The organism is Hespellia stercorisuis DSM 15480 (genome assembly GCF_900142165.1).
GTDB classification, from domain to species: Bacteria; Bacillota; Clostridia; order Lachnospirales; family Lachnospiraceae; genus Hespellia; species Hespellia stercorisuis.
Genome location: NZ_FQZY01000037.1, coordinates 25,094 through 43,001, shown reverse-complemented (window position 1 = coordinate 43,001; position 17,908 = coordinate 25,094). Strand labels below are relative to the sequence as shown.

At 41.3% G+C, this 17,908-nt stretch carries 7 protein-coding genes and 1 pseudogene; 2 read left to right on the top strand and 6 right to left on the bottom strand.

Translation table 11 applies throughout. From position 1 onward, the window contains the following. Both BUB85_RS12585 and BUB85_RS12580 read left to right on the top strand, forming a co-directional pair. Positions 1 to 214: pseudogene (locus tag BUB85_RS12585) on the top strand (IS110 family transposase); the annotation flags it as partial. A gap of 253 nt (positions 215 to 467) precedes the next feature. Further along, complete coding sequence (locus tag BUB85_RS12580; RefSeq protein WP_073111001.1) at positions 468 to 710, top strand: helix-turn-helix domain-containing protein; 243 nt, start codon at positions 468 to 470, stop codon at positions 708 to 710. Positions 711 to 830: 120 nt separating this feature from the next. Here BUB85_RS12580 and BUB85_RS12575 read toward each other — a convergent pair whose 3' ends face one another. The 6 genes from BUB85_RS12575 to BUB85_RS12550 form a co-directional block, all read right to left on the bottom strand. After that, the gene (locus BUB85_RS12575; RefSeq protein ID WP_073111000.1) at positions 831 to 1,502 is read right to left on the bottom strand and encodes a DUF4160 domain-containing protein; all 672 of its coding nucleotides are present in this window, start codon (positions 1,500 to 1,502) and stop codon (positions 831 to 833) included. Between the two features lie 161 nt (positions 1,503 to 1,663). Then, the gene (locus BUB85_RS12570; protein WP_073110999.1) at positions 1,664 to 2,515 is read right to left on the bottom strand and encodes a YodL domain-containing protein; all 852 of its coding nucleotides are present in this window, start codon (positions 2,513 to 2,515) and stop codon (positions 1,664 to 1,666) included. After that, positions 2,515 to 2,748: a transposon-transfer assisting family protein gene (locus tag BUB85_RS12565; RefSeq protein WP_084534032.1), complete on the bottom strand. Its 234-nt coding sequence runs from the start codon at positions 2,746 to 2,748 to the stop codon at positions 2,515 to 2,517. Before BUB85_RS12565 ends, BUB85_RS12570 begins: the two co-directional genes overlap by 1 nt. Beyond that, on the bottom strand, positions 2,745 to 7,544 hold the full coding sequence (locus BUB85_RS12560) for a DUF5688 family protein (RefSeq protein WP_073110996.1): 4,800 nt from the start codon (positions 7,542 to 7,544) through the stop codon (positions 2,745 to 2,747). The genes BUB85_RS12565 and BUB85_RS12560 overlap by 4 nt, the downstream gene beginning before the upstream one ends. 58 nt (positions 7,545 to 7,602) lie before the next feature. Next, positions 7,603 to 15,780: an Eco57I restriction-modification methylase domain-containing protein gene (locus BUB85_RS22455; protein WP_073111008.1), complete on the bottom strand. Its 8,178-nt coding sequence runs from the start codon at positions 15,778 to 15,780 to the stop codon at positions 7,603 to 7,605. Next, on the bottom strand, positions 15,764 to 17,875 hold the full coding sequence (locus tag BUB85_RS12550; protein ID WP_073110994.1) for a DNA topoisomerase 3: 2,112 nt from the start codon (positions 17,873 to 17,875) through the stop codon (positions 15,764 to 15,766). The genes BUB85_RS22455 and BUB85_RS12550 overlap by 17 nt, the downstream gene beginning before the upstream one ends. Positions 17,876 to 17,908: the final 33 nt, after the last annotated feature.

The window sequence follows — 17,908 nt, the reverse complement described above, 5'->3', positions numbered from 1 at the left end:
AGGTTCTGCAGACCTGCGAAAAACTCTTTTTCAGGTAATGGATGCCCTTATCAAAACCATGCCTCAGGATGACCCTGTTTATATGTTTCTTGATAAGAAGCGTGCTCAGGGGAAGCCCTACTATGTCTACATGACAGCTGGTGCGAATAAATTTCTTCGCATCTACTATGGTCGAGTGAACGAATATCTTTCAACTCTTCCAGAATCAAACTAATCCAAAACTCTCATTTTTTGACCAGCACGATGTGGTGGTCTTATTTTGATGCCTACTTTTCAACCTGTATAAAATTTTCAATGTTCTTTCAATTTAGCCTTGACTTTTTATTTGCAGGCTTATTTATTTGTTTGTGTCTCACTTTTACAACCGATTATACGAGCATTCTTTTGTAAAATCAATACAGTTGGTGCAAAAAGTGAGACAACATTTCGGGGCAATTCGATCTATATCGACAGGAGGGATACATACAATGCCAAAACCAAGAACAAAATCCGGCAATAAAAATCTAATAAGTACTAATCTGGTAGAACTTCGCAAGCAGCATAATCTATCCCAGCGTGGACTGGCTCAGCAACTGCAGCTTGCCGGTTATGATATGGATAAAAATGTCATTACTAGAATTGAAACTAATCAGCGCTATGTAACGGATATTGAAATTAAGGCACTATGTGAAATCTTTTGTGTAACCTTTGAAGAATTAACAAAAGTGTAAATCCCAACGCTTATTGTTTCTTATCTATGCAATTTTTTCATTTTTGACATAAAATTTAGATATATTTTCTCTAGGAGTATTTTATTAGAATTTCTGTATATATTGCATTCTTTATAGGCGTTATACTATTACTGGTCTAACTCCAAAATAATTGTTAATATCAACGTACAAGCCATCTGTCATATCATTCCAACATTCAAAAAGGAAACGTTGATTATCTAGTATTCTCTGTCTAGCCTTTTTAATTATCTTTGCTGGTAAATCTCCCGCCAGAACTTCTCCGTTATCAATAGCAATAACCCCTTCCTCTTCGTGTTTAAAGCGCACGTGTACGTGTGCTCTATTATGTTTTCCCGCCTCTCTTGAGTTCATATAGTATCTTATTCCATCATCTTTCCAAATCTCTCCCGCTTGATTACTATAGATTAAATATACATCTATTTCCTGATCTTTTATCGAAAATTTCTCCATAAATTTTTCAATAGAATATGACATATTTCCAATATAGATCAAGATAGACTCCGTTTGAATATATAATGGAAATCCCCTTTCCAAAACAAGTTTTTCAGAAAATCCTAATCGTTTTATTAATTCCTTTTTCAGGAAATCAAATGTGATACCACTTTTTATATTAATATCAAATTTTAATTTTGCATATTTATGAAAATCTCTTAATTCAGTAAGGGTGTCTGTCGATCTTAACTCACCAAATTCACCTGCTATAATGCCCGGCGAATCGGCATAATAATATTCATTTCCATTAAACATTAAAATAGTACTATTAACTCTCATCAGCTTTTCTCCTCGTGTGCATTTGCATTTTCCATATATTTGTTGTTAAACTCTTCTACATAAAATTAGCTTTATATATATTATCTCACTTATCACTTTCATTGTCAGCCTTATCTTAAAAAGAGCATCCAGACCATCTCTGATCCAGACACTCTTCTGTGCTATTTTCGGTTACGCTCATTCCCCATTTCCATACTCATCTGCGGTGCAACCTTTTCACTTCTCTGTGCAATCTCCGCCTGCTTCTGGTGCAGTTTTGCCAGCACCGACACCTTGACCTTTTCTTTCTTCTTTCCAGCCTTATTATTAACCTGTCCATCGATCATATTATAATTCTGTTCGGTTCCTGACTCGGAACTTCTAACATACTCACCGTTATCGTAATACTTTTGCCACAGCTCCTTCTCTGGCGGCTGTGATTGCCTCTGTTGTCCCTTTTCTTCTTTGGGCTGGAGAAACTCCCGTATCTTATCCAAATCGGCTCCTGCCAGTCCATCTGCGTCGTTTGCAACAACTGCCCCATCAGAACTTACGATAAGAAATCGTGCATTGTCTTTATAATAATCATTCTGTAACAGAAAGAACTGCCGTCCATCCACAATTACTTCATCAGTCGATATCCAGTTACCTTTCATTCCATCGACCTTAAAATCATTTGTTTCCATAGAGATAAGAGTCGCAGAGGAACTCAGTCTGATAAATCCGGGAATCGGGATAAGCTTTTCTTTGTCCACATAATAACAATTTGTTACTCCGTCCCGGTTATAGGCAATGACATCACTGACACTAAGCGCATGCTTTCCTTTGAAATTCTTGGGTGGCTGATTTAAGAACCTCTCCCATATCCTTGTGGCAGAATCATCAGGCAATGCACCCGTCAGATACACCTGCTCATAATTTTCTACCCGGATATCAATCTTTTGTTCTTTCAGATATTGATAAGGGCGGAAACGCAGTTTCCTGGTCTCCGCCTCTTCCTTTAACTGGTATATCGCATATTGGTGTAGGTTCATTACTCCTCATCCTCCGCATTCTGTTTAAATTCCTCCAGATCAATCTTATGGTATTCCATATCAGAAATACGCTTCAGTTTCTCAATGGTACTGATAGCAAGAGCATAGACTTCTTCATCGTCTTCTACATGAGGAAGGATTTCTGTGATTCTATCCTGGGTTGTCTGACGATTTCCCGCATCAAACATTGCCAGTACCAAATATTCGTTTTCTTCAAATGTAATTTTCATCATAATTCCATATCCCCTTTCTTACGAGCCTGTGATTTTTCTTTTGCTTTATTCTGTTCCTGCTCTTTCATCTTAGCCTGTCGATTTCTGAGTGCCTGCAGGACGGATTCCTTCTTGCCATTCTCTTTCTTAGCTTCTGGTCTCTTAACTCGTGTCTGTACTGGTTCCGGCTTACTGGCTGCTTCAACCGTCTTTCCTGCTGGTTCCTCGTGCTGCTCATATTTCACTGGTTCTTTTTTTCGTTCCACTTCCTGCTGTTCTTTTTGTACTGGTTCTTGCTGAATAGGCAGCTTCTCCTGCTGTGCATCCAGATATTCCTGCATTTTTACAATTGCATTCTGTACCAGTGGGCTGTTTTTATAATGTTCAATGCAGTTAATCGATTCTGTATCTACTCTTCCTGCAGCCATCAGTTCATACTCCCCATCATACATACTGCCATCTTCCAGGCAAAATCCAACACCTTTAATTCCATGCATTCTCTCTGCTGGTATCTGCTCATATATTTCCAATGCTTCTTCCATAGTAAGGTCGTCCTGGTAGACTCCAAGGATTGGAAATTCCATGCACTCTGCTACATAAAAACTGATTGTTGCCTCTTTTTCCGGCTCGCTCTTTTCCACCTCGTGCTGCAAAGGGTTGATTTTTGTTTCAAATGTATTCATGTCGGAAAGTACTTTTTCAATTTGTTCCGTTAATTCTTCATCCTCTTTAAACTCCGCAAACCATTCTTTCAACTGCTCTGTTTTTTCACCGCCTACCAGTAAATCTTCTTTCAGCAACTGTATCTGTGCCTCTTTATCTTCCACTGAATCACGATATTCATAAGGATCCAATGCTTCTGACAGACTGTCCATCTCAATTGCAAGCTGCAGTGCCTCTTTTTCTATAGTTACCTCTTCTGTATCTTCTTGATAATCTGATAATTCATAAGGATTCTTTTCACCCATTAGGTTATATACGATATCATCTACTGCTTTTCGTAATTCCGGATCAGCTGTCAATACTTCATACTGGAACCCCGAAGAGTTACGATATTCAATTTCCTCATCAATTTCTTTCAGAAATGCTTCCTTATCATAAAATTCAAACTGTTCCCCATTTGCATATGAAGTTCTTCCAACCAGTTCTTTCTTTGACGGTTCTTTCTCATCCAGATAGTGTTCTGCCTGATTCAGATATTCTTCCAATGTTCCTGTTTTTTCCAGTGAGATTGGATTAATATCAAGTTCCATGCCGGCTACCTTCATTCCATGCTCATGAAGTGTATTAAAGAAGGAATCTTCCGCAATAGAACCTTCATAGGAAAGAACAACATCAATATCGGAACCTTCCTGGAACAATCCCTCTCTGGTTCTGCTACCATAGATACGAGCACCGATCAGTGTAACGTCTTCCTCCAGCTTCATCTCTTCCAGTTGCGACTGCGCATAATCAAGAACCAACTCTTCGATATCTGTCCTTGTCTGTCCATTTAAGGCAGCTTCTCTTCTTCCAATCTGTGAAGTAGGTGTCACTTCTGTAGCAAGACGCTCTCTGGCCTGTTTGATAGTCATTGCTTCAAATTCCTTATATTCCATTGCAGTACATGGAATATCTGCCATCTGCTCATTATCAATAATTTCTCTAGTTGCTTTCTGAATAGAGATACTTGGATCCTCATAAGTATTTCCATTGATTTCCTTTAGTTCATCATCATAAAAGATATAATCGAATCCATCTTCCACTGGCTGTACTGTCAAATAGAGATTTCCTATCTTCATTGCAACACCACCATATTCTGTGGTATCTTTCAAGCTTTCATATTCTTCGAAAATAGAATCTGGGCAGTTTGTCTCTAATTGCACCTGCCTAAAATGTTCCTCTTCCGCAAGCTCCACTTCTGCTTCTATATCTTCATAATCTAATTCTCTACAATCTTCCAACCGGAAGTCTTCTCCATCCAGAATATCGACCAAAGCTTCTCGGATTGTTACATCAGGGTTATCATAGAGACCACCATCCAGATCCAGGTAGTTCTTTCCATAAAATGTATAATCATAGCCCTCATCGGTCTCATGAATCAGTAGATACCGGTCTCCTACTTCATATGCCAGTTCTCTGATTGTCTCCTGCGCATCCATAACATTCACATTTTCCGCACGCTCTAATACTTTTCTCTGAGCATCATAGTGAAGCACGACATCCGATAATTTATCCTCCCCGACTGCATCTGTCTGGTTCACTTCCTGTACCAGACCTGTAAGCTCTTCTGCAACATATTCTCCATAATCCGGTAAAATAATGATTTCATGCTGTGAAGAAGGAAGGATATAAAAGCTGCCATTCAACCGTTCTGATATATTCTCAAAAAAATCCGGATACAACATAACGGTAGCTCCATGACGCATTGTTGTATTGGATGCAACAAGCATGGACGGAAAAACACTTGGGTCATCTTTCAGTTGTAATTGTTCTGCTGATATCCCCATATTCACTAATCTGACTGGAAATCTCTCTTCGGTTGTAATAAGTGCATTTTGATATAGCTCTTCCTCTGAAATTCCATAAGTATCTAACAATGAATTTTTCAGGGTTCCACTGATTAATCCGTCTTCTTTTTTCCTCAATGCAAATTTATAAATAATTGCCATATCTTCCATATCCCTATGGACTGCCCGTTCGAGTAATTCCTCATTTCCTTCCCTCGGAATCAGTTCTAAATAAATACTGTCTCTCATAGCACTATAATCGCTAATGCGTTCTGCCAGACTCTTTTCAGTAACAGGCATCTCCATTTCCACCGTTCTCTCCAGAAAGAATTCAGGAAGTTCCGCAAATCCAAAACTGTCCACATAATAACTTTTGGTTTCCCCATTATGGCTGACTACGATCACATCACTAACGGATAAGGAATGCCCATAAAAATCGGATGGACGATCCATATTGAATCTTTGAAAAATATTGTCCAATGTTTCATTTTCTGTAAAATCAGCGGTATACATAAGATTGTAATCTTCTCGTCTTGCCTGCATTCCCTGGTCTTCCAGAAAAGAGGTTCCCATAAACTTATACTCTCTGCCGGGACTATCATCCCTTATCTGGTAAATACTAAACTTTTCTTCCTGCCCTGCCATAATTCTCTGTTCCAGCCTTTCCTGTTTCTGAAATTTATCCCATGTTTCTTTCTCAATTCCATATATCCTGTCGTGAGTATGAAGTGCCGGCTCATTATCATAGGCAGATTCCGTTCCATCCTCATATAAACAAAAGATTTCCAAATTCTGATGATACAACTCCAATGCTTTTTCTTTCGTCAATGGCAGCATCTCAGGATTTTCATATCCATACTCGTGCATATCAGTAATACTAATCATTCCATCTGGGAGAGCATCAATCTCTGCCTGTGCATTTTGGATCACTTCATTCGGTGCTCGTAAATCCGGTGATTGTATTGCTCCAGCCAATTCTTGAATCAAAATTCTGGTATCCTCCAGATTGTCTAGCTGATATGCATAATTCACGATCAGATTTCGGTCATCATCATTGAATAATGTTCCACCATACTCTGCACGTTCTACCATATTTTGTGCCTGTTGCATGGACGAAAGACTTGCGATATCTGTAATTCCAGTATCTGCATCGTACTCCACATCATAAAAAGTAACTGGGTTCTCTACCTGATAGCCATTGGATGCGTACCACGGAATCACCTCAGCGCCTCTCTCTGACAGATATTCTTCCAGATCTGGCTCTTCCAGAAATGCACCATTCTCTTCCAAACGCTGAAACTCTCTCACTGCGTCTAACAGTTCCGATTTTCCCATTCTACGAATGACATCATAGGCATATTCACTTTCCATGCTTCCAGACATCTTTAATATCAAATCACTATCCAGCAGGTGCATCTGTTCTGGCTCATCCCTTTGTAACTCCTGCAGTTTCTCTGTCATTTCCTCTATGAAATCCCCTGCCGTATGGCGAATGGTATCCATCGAAGTCTTAAGTTCTTTCATATCCCGGTTACTACTCCATCCTGCAATATAGGGAAACGAATAATCTGCCGTATCCAGTCCGAAATGCTGACAAACAGAATATGCAATACTTTCTGCCTCCACTTCCTTTGTCATTTGGTCTTTCTCTACGCCCAGATTTTGCATCAGTTCCCGATCATGGAGTTTTGCATGTGCCACTTCATGAATCGCCGTTTTCATGGTTTGACTTTCGCTCATTCCCTGCTGAATCACGATTTCTTTATCAATGTTGTGATAATAGCCGTGACTCTCACCTGCAATCTCATCAAACCGCATTGGCACTGGAGATACCGCTCTAATTGCTTCCATGAACTGCTCATAATTTTCTATACTCCCGGTCAGTTCGTCTGCGCCTAAAGATGGTAATGGTTCCCCATCGGTCTGGGATACATCAAATACAGTGACTACTCTAAATCTTGGAATGACCATTTCCACTATTTCCTTCTCTGGCTGTCCATTGTCCTTTAATACTGGTTCCTGGGTCACTGAATCTATTTTCTCTACTTCTTCTCTTTCTCGGTTTGGTGCCGGAGATATGATCTGTATGCCCTTTTCTCCCTTTAATACGTGTCGATTAAACTTTTTCTGCCATGCCTGATAACCTGCAACCAGTGTGGCGTCCGGTTTCTGCATTGCGATCAGCATGGTATTATTAAAACTATAATTATTAAACTGTGACATGGTCTTTAGATAATCCCTGTATCGCTCCGATGTAAACAGTTCTTCTACGCCTTTTTCCAGACGATCTGTAATCTCTTTTAGCTGTTCCTCTCTCTTTCCTGCCATTATCTGCTACCTCCTTTTATTCATCCCCGCCAGAATCAATATCCTGACGGGGTTATCTTTAAAGTACCTGTTCGTTTTTCCTTGCATGCGATGTATTTTGTATTGTATTTACTGCCTGCACTTGCTTTTCCTTCAGTTTCGATAGAACGGATGGTTTATTAGGACTATCTGCAATTCGACTGCTCTCTGATACTCTTCCTGCAAGATTAGAAGCCTTTCTTCCACAATCAGCAACATCCGCATCCTCTTCTACACCAATTGCCTCCGATGGGCCACTCTCATCCATATTCAGCAAGGCATTAAGTTCTGACAGTCGTTCCATCTTTTCTGTAAGCACATCTTCCTGTGCAAATGGCTTCTGAACTTCTTCCAGTGCAGTTTTTAACTGTTCCTGCAGGTTTTCTAGTTTCTGCTGGGCTTCTGGCAGCTGCTTTCCAATTCCCGAAAACACATTGTTGATACGCTGAATATTTCCCAGTGCGTCTTTTCCTATTTCGATGTTATAACTACACTGTCTTTTGACAGTCAGCATATATTTCTGATAGAAGCTGTCAAAATTTGCGGTTAAAGAAAAGCCATGATAATCGCCCACAACTCCAGCGGTATTCACGGCTTTCAACCCTGCGCAGGCTGCAATCAATGCTGTTCCTGCTTCTTTTTTATCTGTAAATGTCTTTCCACCAATCGTAATGACAAACGACTCTTTCTCCTGCTCCAATACAGGCTTTACTACTTCTAGGTCAGAAGATAGTCCCGCAATTCGCTCTTTCACTGCTGTAATCTGCATCGGATAGGTTCTGGCAATATCTGATTCCAAGCGGTATTTCTGACTGGTATGGTTTGCCTTCAACAGTTTCAATTTACTTACCTGGATATCTAAGTCCATCTTTTCCTTGATATAAGGATTTCCAGTGGCTAGTGCTTTGATTTCTGCATAGGACAGTGCCGTATCATCCACATCTTCACAGGCTCTGACCGGAGATTTACTGGTCATAATCTGGGAAATGAACTTCTGCTTGTTCTCCAGAATCTGCCACATATAACTATCAAAGGTGTTCTCAGTAACATACCGGAAAATCTTTACTTTTTTATTCTGATTCCCCTGTCTTAAAATACGTCCCTCCTGCTGTTCCAAATCGGCAGGTTTCCATGGACAATCCAAATGATGAAGTGCTATCAGACGGTCTTGAATGTTCGTCCCTGCTCCCAGTTTTGGAGTAGACCCTAACAGTATCCTGACCTGTCCGGAACGAACCTTTGCAAACAGCTCTGCCTTCTTCACTTCGGTAGTTGCTTCATGGATAAAGGCTACTTCCTCTCTTGGAATACCTTTTGCTACCAGCTTTTCACGTACATCGTCATACACATTAAAACTTCCATCACTCTTCGGAGTAGAAAGGTCACAGAATATCAGCTGTGCCGATTTGTTTGGCATCGACTCCTGCCATATCTGAAATGCGTTATCTACACATCGGTTAACCTTGCTGTCCGGCTCGTCTGGCAGCATATCATTGATTAGTCTCTGATCCAGTGCACACTTTCTTCCATCATTGGTGATTTTGAGCATGTTGTCGGCTCTTGGGTCTACCGCTCCACCTCTTACTGCCTCTGCACGATCTGCAAAGCTGCTGACCATCTCCTGTTGAGTTTCACTTGGCTTTAATACCTCATTGATATACTCCGCCTCTGGGATTGGAAGATTTAACATATCTGCAGTCTGAATGTCCGCAGATTCTTTGAACAGTGAAATCAGTTCCGGTAAATTGAAAAAGCGGGCAAACCGTGTTTTCGCACGATAACCCGTTCCCTCTGGTGACAACTCAATCGCTGTCACTGTTTCACCAAATGATGCTGCCCAGGCATCGAAATGTCCCAGGCCCATCTGTTGAATCTGATCATATTGTAAATACCGCATGATAGTATAAAGTTCCACCATACTGTTGCTGACCGGGGTTCCTGTCGCAAAGGTTACTCCTTTCCCACCGGTAATCTCATCCATGTACTGACACTTCATAAACATATCACTACTCTTTTGTGCATCTGTCTGTGCAATACCAGCCACATTCCTCATCTTCGTATAAAGAAACATATTCTTATAAAAATGAGATTCATCTACGAACAGCCTGTCCACTCCTAGCTGCTCAAAAGTGACCACATCATCCTTTCTCTGCTGATCATTTAATTTCTCTAATCGTACCTGCAGTCCCTTCTTGGTCTTTTCTAACTGCTTAATCGTAAAGCGGCTTCCATCCTCACTACTGGCATCGGCTATGGCATTGGTTATATCATCGATCTGCCGGTTAATAGTTGCCACCTGCCGTTCTTTCGATAAAGGAATTCGTTCAAACTGGCTGTGACCGATGATAATCGCATCATAATCACCCATAGCGATTCTGGAACAGAACTTCTTACGGTTGGCAGGTTCAAAGTCCTTTTTGGTAGCCACTAACACATTCGCTCCTGGGTATAGGCGAAGGAAGTCATTGCCCCACTGCTCCGTCAAGTGGTTTGGCACTACATACAGACACTTCTGTGCAAGTCCCAGTCGTTTACTCTCCATTCCAGAAGCAATCATTTGAAAAGTCTTTCCTGCTCCTACGCAATGTGCCAACAGCGTATTATTCCCATATAGTACATGTGCCACTGCATTCTTCTGATGGGGCATCAAAGAAATTTCTGGTGTCATTCCTACAAACTGGATATGACTGCCATCGTATTCACGAGGACGGATACTGTTATAAAGCTCATTATAGATCTGGCACAAATCCTCTCTTCGGTCGATATCCTTAAATACCCATTCCTTGAAAGCATCCTTTATCATTTCCTGTTTCTGCTGTGCTAACATAGTCTCCTGCTTATTCAGCACCCTACGTTCTTTGCCTTCTGCATCACTAACAGTGTCATAAATCTTGGTATCCTTTAAATTCAAGGCATCCTCTAAAAGCCGATAAGCATTGGCTCTTCTGGTTCCATAGGTGGAATTAATCATGGGATTTCCACTGTCTGTTGTCTTTCCTGATATTTCCCACTGTCCACTGACTGATGCATAATTACAGTTAATTGCTCTCCCCAGTCTGTAGAATGGGGTATGAAAGATTTCTCCCATAAAATCGGTGACATACTGTGGGTTAATCCACGTTGCTCCTAGACGTACTTCAATCTCGGATGCCTCCAATTCTTTTGGTTGCACCTTTTCCAAATACTGTACATTAATCTCATACTCTGGATGTCCTTCTGCAAATGTCCTGGCAGTACGAAGTTTCTCTCGCACATTACCGGACAGGTATTCATCCGAAGGTTCCCAAAGATTCGTTAGTGGATTCTGGAAAATAACTCCTGCTAATTCATCGGTAATTTCCTGCTCACTCTTGCCTGCCAGTTCTGCCATAAAGGGAACATCTACTTTTGCTTTTTCTCCGATACAGACAGCCAATGCTTCACTTGCCGTATCGACGGAAGTAACAGGTTCTGCTTTTCGAATCGTGCGTTTGGTAAAAATATCTGCTTTACGCTCCAGATTCCCCTGCTCATCCAACAACTCCAAGGAAGATAAAAGACAATAGCTGCTGTCCTGATTAAAGGCTCTGCGGTTTGCTGTATTGCTGATCAGACCATACTGCGCAGTAAAATCATCATACTTTTCATTCAATTGATTCTGCAGATTTTTCACTTCTGCATCATTGCCATCATTTAGCTGACATTCAATTAACTCCTGCGTGAGATTTCGAATTGCGATCATGCCAAGCACACGCTCCGAGGTCATTTTCGGAAGTTCCATACGATTCATTTTCGAGTTCTCACGATAATAAACCTGCCCATCTACATTGGTAAAGCTAAAGTTCTTCACCGATGGATCTGCCGGAATCGAGCTATCTACTTCATCCAGTTCGGAATCTTCTAGCTCTACTTCTGTAATGCTGCCATGAATATGACTGACTGCCATCTTTAACTGCTCCGCAAGATTAGCACCTTCTATGGCTCTTACAGTGACTTCCTGTTTTCCATACTGGGTACTCTCTGTCGTAAATTCTCCAAGAACCATTTCCTGATGTTCCGCAAAATAAGCATTTACTGTATACCCTTCTTCTGTTACCCCCAGTTGTATCCAGTCTGGTTTCTCTAAGGATACTCGATCTCTCTTCTGGAAAAATAATATATCTGCCACAACTCCTGTATTGGCATTTCTCTGAAAAGCATTGTTTGGAAGTCTGATTGCTCCCAGTAAATCTGCTCGATTAGCAATGTATTCTCTGACAGCCGAACTTTGTTTATCCATCGTTCCACTGGATGTAACCACTGCAACCACACCACCTGGTCTTACTAAATCCAAAGACTTTGCAATAAAATAATCATGAATCATAAAATTATGCCGGTCATACTTTCGATCTGCTACTTTGTAAGAACCGAAAGGTACATTTCCAATCACACAATCAAAGAAACTGTCTGGATAGTCCGTCGTCTCAAATCCCTGCACCGCAATTGGATTTTTCTGATACAGCTGCTGTGCAATTCTTCCGGAAATGCTATCTAGTTCCACTCCATACATTTTGGACTCCTGCATGCTTTCTGGAAGTAATCCCATGAAATTTCCTACTCCACAGGATGGTTCCAAAAGATTTCCTTTCTCCAGTCCCATATTTCCCAATGCTTCATACATTGCTCCGATCACTGTCGGGGAGGTATAAAATGCGTTTAATGTAGATGCTCTAGCTGCTTCATATTCCTCTTCTGAAAGCAGGCTCTTTAACTCCTGGTATTCATTTGACCAGTCTGAATTTCTTTCGTCAAAGGCATGTGGAATCCCACCCCATCCAACATAGCGTGATAAAATCTCCTGTTCCTCTGGTGTTGCAAGTCTGTTCTCTGATTCAATCGTCTGCAATAATTGGATTGCTTCCACATTGGCGTGATATTTTGCTTTCGGTCCGCCTGCACCTAGATCATTATCGGTGATATGAAAATTATGTCTTTCTACATCCATTGGTTCTTTCGAAGATGCAGATTGCGTAGCACCTTCAAGTTCTTCCACAGGCTCTAGCGGCATATTTCTTTCTTTTCTCTGCTCATTGACCTCATCGGGTGTCATCACATGACCTGCTACGGCATCCACTTCATTCTGGTACCATCGCTTTTCCTGCGCCATCATACGGTCAACCACGTCCGTAATCAGCTGCATCTGTTCCGGTGAAAATTCTGGATTTAAGATTGGTTCTAATACCCCACCTTTTTCAGCCACTTGTCGAATCACTTCGACCTGTTCTGGAGAAAAATCATCTAAGTCAAAATCCGTATTCTCCATACTTTCACGGATCAGTTCTCCTGTGGTACTCCTTAAAACATAATCATCATATACATAACCCTCTTCCCACAGTTTTTTCGCCGCTTCAAAGGGTAAATGTGATTCCTCTTCATCACCAACCGGGCTTTCTGCTTCCTTAACATCTAATGCTTCATCCTTAGTATCTACTGTCTGATCAGCTACTTCCGTGAGTACTTCTTCCGGTGCATTTACTTCAGACGTATTCAAAAACTCAAACATAGATATCTGTCCAATTTCCGCAGCTTCCGGTATCTGTTCCTTTACAGGAAAGATTGTAAAATTCCCTTCCACGTACTGATGAAGTTCAGATAAAAGCTGTACCTTACGTTCATAGTCTCTGAAATCCACTGGGAGTTCTGCTAGAATGGCATCCATCTTTTCCAATAATCCTGCCTGCCCATCTTCATTTGATAAAAGGCTGATTACATCGTTTCGATACTCTCCATAATCCATGTTTCCTTCCCATGGGCGCATCACTTCCTGTGGTAGATAATTATAAAAACGAATCACTTTTCCAGCCATCTCTGAACGTTCATAGTCTGCCATTCTCGAAAAGTCCTTTGCCTGCAGATACTTGTCCTGTTCAATCAAATAGGCAACTCTCTTTGCGACCACCGGCCATTTCAAAAGAATCTTTACTTCTTCATTTCCATAAGCGCCTCTTGCCAGTTGCAATCCTTTTGCATCATAATCTGCATGAGAATTATCCGCACCGCAAAGTGCATGGCTGCAGCCGCCCGTACCATAACGTTCTTTTATAAAATCCGTTCTGTCACTGTTATCCTCATGCTGTAAAAAATAAGAGTATGTGGATAGTCTGCCGTCTGAATAAGCACCACCTCTTGCAAGAAAGGCATCAATTTCATCCTGGGTAATGATGATTTGGGGTGGCTGCCACATGAAATCTTCTCGTGCCTGAAAGGGAATGGTTTCTAGTGTCAGTTTTTGAAATTGTCTCAGTACACGGTCTGGTTTGTAATGATGAAACCGCATGATAGATGGGTCTTCCTCATAAGCAATTGCCAGTCCTTCTAACCGTTCCACCAATTCCGCGACGTTTTCCGGATGGGATAAATACTCTTTGAGATTCTCTTCCATCGTCTGGAACCCACCTTGAAAAAGTTCCATATGATCAAAGACTAGTTCCGCCACTCCCTCTGACATATCCCTTTCCATAAAAGCAAGCGCCTGTGCATGTTCCAGCAAGGCATTGTCTCTTGCCGCATCTAAAATCACCTGTGGCGCATATTCTCCCTGATCAAGTAACTGCTTGGTTCTTCCCGTCACATCTTCCCAGGATAGAAACGCTTTATCTAAGAGCTTATCTTCTACCGTATGACCAAGTGCAATCTGCATACCCAATTCATCAAACCAAATAGAATACTCCTGACCGCCAATCTGATATCCTTTTCCTCCAGTGCCATATTCACGCTTGATAAAATCCGTATAATCTTCCATGCTCTGCGCACTCATAAAATTGTGAATGATACGAAGCTGACTTCTATCATGATTACTTCCAGAGCGAAGCACTTCATCCACCACTTCCGAGGGAATTGAAATTTCATCTGCATAAAGTGCAGCCATCCGTTCTTCTATGGCACGTTTCTGTTGCTCTACGGTTGGTAATTCGGGCAAAGATAAAGCAGAGGCTTCTATCTCCTCTGCTTCACTCAAATCATGTTCTGTTGTCTCTTCAATTAGTTGTACACCAACTCCGTCAAGATGTTCTCCTCTGCCATTGCTGTCAGATTGTTCATATATCCGACCCATTCCATCTGCTGTGTCGCTTTGTCCGGCTCTGGATATGTCTTCCTCAGTTGTTTCATTAGAACTTCCATCCTCTCCTCGGCTGCTTTCTCTACTTCCATCAGATGGCTGTCCAGTTTCCCGGTCAGAAGCATGCTCTGATACCAGTTCTTCTTGTGTTCCTTCAGATATGTCTTCCGTAGCATCCCGTACTTCCCGATGGTCACCGGCTCTTCCTCCAGTACCAGGTTCGGAAACAGGTAATCTCCCTTGCGATGATATGTCATTTCCATGATCTATTCCTCCCTTTTCGCTTTCACACGTTAATTCGTTAAATTTATTGTAAAGCATTTCTTTCGTATTTGCAACCATATTTTGAGATTCTTCTATCTGTTTTTCCTGAATCTGTTTTTGTTCTTCGAGATAATAACCTTTTATGGTTCTCCCAATATCACGAAGAACCGGCTCCACTGCTTCACTGACTGCATTTCCAAGAAAGGACAGCACAGATAAATGATTAAAATCTGTAATGCCAATAAAATCTTCTTCATCCAAATCTTCCATTGGATTTAAATCACATCTTCTGGATAAAGAATAATAGGCACTGTTCATCATCAGATTTCTAAACTGCACCCGTACAGTATCTTCTTCCAGACCCTCCAGATAAGAACCCTTTACCTCATACTGCAGTCCTTCCATGGCTTCCTCCATATTTTCATCTGTAATCTGAGAAGCTATTTCAAGAAGAGCATTTTCTATAATGGTTGCATCATCCCCTTCCAGTCCATAGGCGTCTGTCAGATGATTCAGAAGGCTCTGACTATACTGTTCCTGCATTTTCCAGAGAGCTGGAGTCCTGCCGCCTCGTACCATGTGCGTATCACTTACATCAAAGACATACCGGAGTTTTCTTCTAGGCCCGGTATCATCTAAAAGTGCAATGCCCTTGGCTCCCCGGTTGACCCAACGGTTCATTTTTAGATTCCACTGCTCTAATTCTGCACAGGCTGTTGCATCTGGTCTCTGTACATGAATCAGCAGATTATCCGTAAATGAATAACGATAAAGGTTTGCTGCCGTATCCAGATACCGCATCCAGTCACGAGGAGACCTGGTCACCTCTTCTGCTGTTGTTTCAGCCAAATTCCTAATATCATTTATTTTTGCCATTCTCATCTGCTCCTTCCTTGTTATTTGTAAATTCTAAGCTAAATTCAGCTCGCCCATCCTTCACTTTCATAAGCAAATCCGCATCGAAATACTTATCCTTTTTTACTGAATATAATTTCTTCATTCGGCATCTTCCATTTTCCAAAAGTTGTGATGCACTCTGAATGTCTATTTTTTTCTTCATAGACTTTAGGTAACGATTTTCTTTCCAAAGAGCGAAGGAACATTCTTTGCTGCTACAATAAAAGTTATTTTTACTTTCATACACAGGTGCTCCACATACCGGACAGATACCAATCGCTTCCTTTTTCTCCCGGAAACGGCATCGCTCTTCATCCGATAATCCTCTGCATTCATCCAGTACTTTTCCGACCAGTCGGTTAATTCCTTCCATGAACTGTTCTGGTGGTACTTTTCCTTTTTCCATTTCTAGCAGCCTATTCTCCCATTCTGCTGTCATCGTAACTGATCTTAGATATTCTGGCAGTACAGAGCTTAATATCATTCCATCATCTGTTGGTGTGATCTGCTTTCCTTTTCGTTTGGCATACCCAGAGTGAACTAGTTTTTCTATAATACTGGCTCTTGTTGCAGGAGTACCTAGTCCCTTTCGTTCTGCATCCTGGTCAAATTCTTTCTTACCGGCACTTTCCATAGCTGCAAGTAACGTATCTTCATTAAATGCCTTAGGTGGGGAAGTATAATGTTCTGTCTTTTTGACATCCACATTGGAGCAGGTCTCCCCCTCTCTGACTGGTTTCAAAGCCAAATCCGCTTGTATGTCTGTCGTTGCTTCTGCAGTTCTCTGTAACTGCTCTTCCAATACTTTCCATCCCATCTCGATTACTGTTTTTCCTTTCGCAGCAAAGAGTTCCCCCATGCATTCTGTCGTTACCTCTGTTTCCAAATACTTGTGAGGATTACCCACTGCTTCCAGTAAACGAAGTGCAATCAGATACAATACTCTGCCTTCATCCCTGGATAAACCTGCAGTCTCTTGTTTCTCCAACTCCAGGGTTGGAATGATCGCATGATGGTCCGATACTTTTTTACTGTTTAATACCAGACTGACATTGACCGGTATCGGCGTATCTTCAAATGGATTATCAAATCCGTATTTCTTTTTGACCAACTCTGCCACCTTCTCTGCTGTAGCTTTCATATCGTCTGTCAGATACTGACTATCTGTTCTCGGATAGGTTGCAAGTTTCTTTTCATACAAGCTCTGTGCACAATTTAAAGTCTGCTGTGCTGTTAATCCATAATGACGGTTAGCATCTCGCTGTAATGTTGTTAAGTCATATAGTCTGGGTGGATTTATCTTCTTTTCTGTGGAAATCACCTTATCCACGGTAGCACTCTGTCCTCTGCACTTTTCACAGATTTTCTCTGCTTCGTCTTCAAATTGAATTTTCTGTTTCTCTACGATTAGTCCGTCCATATCAAGAGACACATTAAAATATTTCTGCTTCTGAAAATGATTGATCTGCTCATTTCGTTCCACCAGCATGGACAGCGTTGGTGACTGTACTCTTCCAACAATCAGCTTCTTTCCATAAGTGGTAGTCAATGCTCTTGTTGCATTCATACCTATGAGCCAGTCTGCTTTTGCCCTGCATACTGAAGCATCTGCCAGGTTTTTATAATCTCTGCCATCCCGAAGATGTGTAAATCCATCCTTGATTGCCTGATCTTCCATAGAACTGATCCATAATCGTTTTACTGGAAGCGTACTTCCCGACATGTCATAGACTCTTTTAAAAATCAATTCACCCTCACGTCCTGCATCACAGGCATTGACTACATAATCAAAATCGGTACGATTCAGCAATTTCCTTAATACCTGATATTGTTCTTTTTTATCCTTTGCTACTGCAAGCTGCCAGGAATCCGGCACAATTGGTAAATCGTCAAACTGCCATTTTCCATATCGTTCACCATAGATTTCCGGAGAAACGTACTCTGCTAGATGTCCTAGACACCAGCTGACCACACAATCTCTGCCCTCCAGATATCCGTTCTCTCTTCGATATGCTCCAATGACTTTTCCAATAGCTTGAGATACACTTGGTTTTTCTGATATCACTAAATACATTCTTTTTCCTCCAATCAAAAAGGGGCGTCAGAT